General features: G+C 37.9%; 2 protein-coding genes. Both read left to right on the top strand.

Annotated elements, in window-relative coordinates:
* Positions 1-490 precede the first annotated feature (490 nt).
* Entirely contained in the window at positions 491-1,690 is a 1,200-nt protein-coding gene (locus B879_RS21945; RefSeq protein WP_009187115.1) for an Ig-like domain-containing protein, read from the top strand.
* Between the two features lie 659 nt (positions 1,691-2,349).
* The gene (locus B879_RS20335; protein ID WP_009187114.1) at positions 2,350-3,267 is read left to right on the top strand and encodes a hypothetical protein; all 918 of its coding nucleotides are present in this window, start codon (positions 2,350-2,352) and stop codon (positions 3,265-3,267) included.
* Positions 3,268-3,724: the final 457 nt, after the last annotated feature.

Raw genomic sequence — 3,724 nt, 5'->3', positions numbered from 1 at the left:
TAAAAAACCCCTTGGCTGCCAAGCCAAGGGGTTTTTGTTTTAATACGCAACAACCAACTAATGCACAGCACATAACTGCGGAAGCAAAAGATAATAAGGCCTAAGCACCTTTATTTCTTAGGCCCTGTCAACTGTCGACAGGGCTTTATTTTATTAGAAAATATAACCTTTGGCCACAATCAAATCACTGTCTTATTTGCTATTTTTTTGACAAAATACTGCTGATAGTCAAGTATTTATAAAAAAAATACGAATTTTTATTGAGTAGCGGAAAAAGATAATTTTTTAATGTAAAAGTTAAATTTATAGGTCATAAGCACCACTTTAAGATATTTATTTTGAAATTAAGGATTATTAATTATTTGATCATTTTCTTAAATTAAATACACTTCAAACCATCTTTTACGCTTTTTATATACTTTTATTTGTTTTTTACATACTTTTTTTGCAGTTTACTTTACTTTATTAATATAACTAAACTAAAACAGATATGATTAAGCCCTATTTAACAAAGCTCCGAGGCCTGGGATTGGCCTTGTTGAGCACTGCGTTGCTTTTTTCCTGCAACCAGATAGAATCTTTCTCCCCAGATGATTTGAATAGTAATTCAGAAGAAATGGCAGGTTCATTTGGTCTCGACCCGTTTGGGTTGGGAAATGAGAGTGCGTTTGTACTTGAAGAGTGGATGAGTTGTGATGAACATTGCATTGAAGAAGATGGAACCTACTTTTTTACCTTAACTGCAAAAGATTATCAAAATGGTGAAACTGTTGAAATTAGAACATATAACACCTTAACCGAAATTGTATATGTATTCTCCAGTACAACAGATTTAGTTAGTATTAAAGTTGGTAATGGGGCAATTGAGGCAGCAAATGTAAACCCGGAAACTGGAACTGCCGAAAGAAGATTCCCATTGGATGCTGCCTGGGAAGCATGCGATTTGGTGGAAAGAACATTTGAAGTTAGGCGAACCGCTGGTGTAGGAGGCGGAAGTGGTGTTTCAGTTTCTCTCAAAAGCTCATACGAATTAGTCGGTATTTGTACCTTTTCTTCGATTGAATCTGATTTTGAGGAGGTATGTGAGGATGATTCATTTACCATTACCGCATCTGTGTCTTCTTCAGGTGATTTCAAAGGTGGAAAGATTCAGATCAAAGATGAAAATGGAAATATTCTTGCGGAAGCGGATGTTACCGAAACAAATAAAAAAGTTACCTATACAGTGGATCCTGCGAGCCTAGGCTCTTATTCTTTCACATCTCACTATATTGGTAAAGGATCAAATGGTTATAACGATAGCTCTTCTGAAGAACTCACTGTAAATGTAATAGAATGCAATGAGGATTGTGAAGAGGATTTTGGATATGAAGCTGATGAGGCTTTAAGTACAATTACATTTACTTTCACACCTACAGAAGATATAACTGGCGCTAATTTAGTATTTACTTTTGCTCAGTCAGCAGTGGTAAGTATGGAAGGTTTCTCAGCTGTTGGTGCAACCATGCAGGCCACTATGGATTTGGAAGCATGCGAAACTTACACTTTTACAGCAAATATTGAGGAATTACGATGCACCGGAACCGGGCAAAGCACAGTAAATGTTTGGACAGATTTCAAAGTCAACGATGAATCTAAGAAAAATGAAGATACACCAAATATCGTTTGGGCCTGTCAGGAAGATGAGTAGTTGATTGACAGCGTATTAAAACCCCCTGGATATTTCTCGGGGGATTTTTATTTATTTCTTTTCATTGAGCCAATAGCATTTTTATGATTCTTTATTCCGCCTCCTGCAGATTAATTCTTCCACAAAAAAATTAAATGAATCTTAAGTGATATAATTCAAAATTCTTACCCCGAACTAAAGGATGTTGGTGATTCTTTTATCAAATGGATTAATAATGTCCGCCGCGACAGATGAACTTAAATTCACTTATACACGCCGAAGCGTAAAAATTCTACGGCACATTCCTCATTTATCATTTCCCACCTTTCAAAAATTGAAAAAAAGACGCTTAAAAAACCTCAGGTATATTGTTACAACCTGAATCTATTATATGCTTTTTAAAGGTTTCACACCTGACATAAATAAACTTTACCCGTATTTCCAATACACTTTTTTATTATTCAAATTACTTTTTATGCATTATGAAATCTTATTTTTTAAAAAAATTAAAAAATTTCTTTTAGCTGAAAAATGGCCTAATTAAGCCAAAAAAGGCTTTTTTGATGATTTTGTCATTTTTATTCTATACATTTTTATGTTTTTTATATACTCTTTTTTGCATTTAATATTCTTTTTATTAACTTAGCAGCATCGATTAACATTTTTATAACAAATAGACCATGAAAAATTTAATGACAAAATCAAAAAGTATCTTGGTGCTGGGAGTGGCAACCATGATGCTGTTTTCCTGTGAAATGACGGAACCTATGGCTCCTGCAGAAAGAACTATGGAAGCTGAGGAGATGATGGCCGGTAGTGCCTTCAATCTTTCCGGATTCGGGATGGGCATGGAAAATACCAGAAGCTATGCAGATGCAGATTGCAGTGTGGATTGTATCGAGGCAGGTTCCGGGGAATATTTTGTGATGGCTGATTCCAAAAGTTCATCGGTTGGTGGTGGCCAAAATGTAAACACGAAGGAGGTCAGCTACAGGGCTTACAATACCGAAACCCATTTCATTGTAGAAGTAGATTATGACATCATTTCGGGTAGATCCAATGCAGAGGCCGATATCACCATCACTATTGATGGAGACCAAAAATTTATAGGTAAAGTAGCAAAAGGAAGCACTGTATCTCATAGCATTGCCCTTCCATCGGGATGGAAGGCATGTGATGAAATTAATTTCTCCATCCTCCAAGAAGAATTAGGCACTCCAATTACTTTCGATGAAAATTATTCTCTTTTTGCCGTATGCGAAGAAGCATGTGATAATTCCCTAAGCTATGTAGACAATGGGGACGGAAGCTATACCTTCTCTTTTACGCCCAGATCCAGCATGACTGATGCCCACTTGGTATTCACTTTTGCACAAGGTGTTACAGTAGGTGGCGATCTGGCCTCTTGGGATGGAGCTGGTGTAACCAGACAAAAAACCATGAACCTAAGCGCGATGGCTACTTATGAGTGGACTGTAGAATTAGAGGCCAACTGCCCTGGCACCGGCCAACCAAGAGCCAACCTTTGGACAGATTTCACTGTCAATAGTGAATCCAAAAAATGCGACTTGGAAAATATTGTAATATCCTGCAGATAATATTGTTTGATAAGCCCTAGTTAAAGTACAAAGCCCTGTTTTTTCCAGGGCTTTTTTTGTTATAACTAAGCCTGAAAGGCTGTCCTGTGACAACCCAGACTGCAGCCTGCGGAAGTCTGGGACACCAGCACAACACGAAACCAGAGGCCTGTAGGGCCGATCGCATTCCAATCAACATAAAAACTTTTTCTATCAATGATCGGTCTTTCAGACCTCTTGGGGTAAATACGATTGCCTTACCCGGGACTTCATCCCGGGCTGGTACAGATCGGCCCTCCAGGCCTTATCCTCCATCCCAAACAATCCGGGAATACAGAAAGCACCTCCACTCCAAAAAAATTCTGAAGTCCGGGAAAGCCTGTTCAATCCAAGCCCTATCATTCATTGATTATCAGATTCGAATTTTTAACCCCATAAGCCTATGGAAACGGAACAACAAAGCCTGAAAGGCTGTCCC

It is taken from the genome of Cecembia lonarensis LW9 (assembly GCF_000298295.1).
Taxonomy (GTDB): domain Bacteria; phylum Bacteroidota; class Bacteroidia; order Cytophagales; family Cyclobacteriaceae; genus Cecembia; species Cecembia lonarensis.
This window is presented reverse-complemented; position numbering and strand designations above follow the sequence as displayed.

Bases quoted from the DNA above. Each gene is read 5' to 3' on its own strand.
- B879_RS21945 (WP_009187115.1), top strand. From the start codon at position 491: ATGATTAAGCCCTATTTAACAAAGCTCCGAGGCCTGGGATTGGCCTTG.
- B879_RS20335 (WP_009187114.1), top strand. From the start codon at position 2,350: ATGAAAAATTTAATGACAAAATCAAAAAGTATCTTGGTGCTGGGAGTG.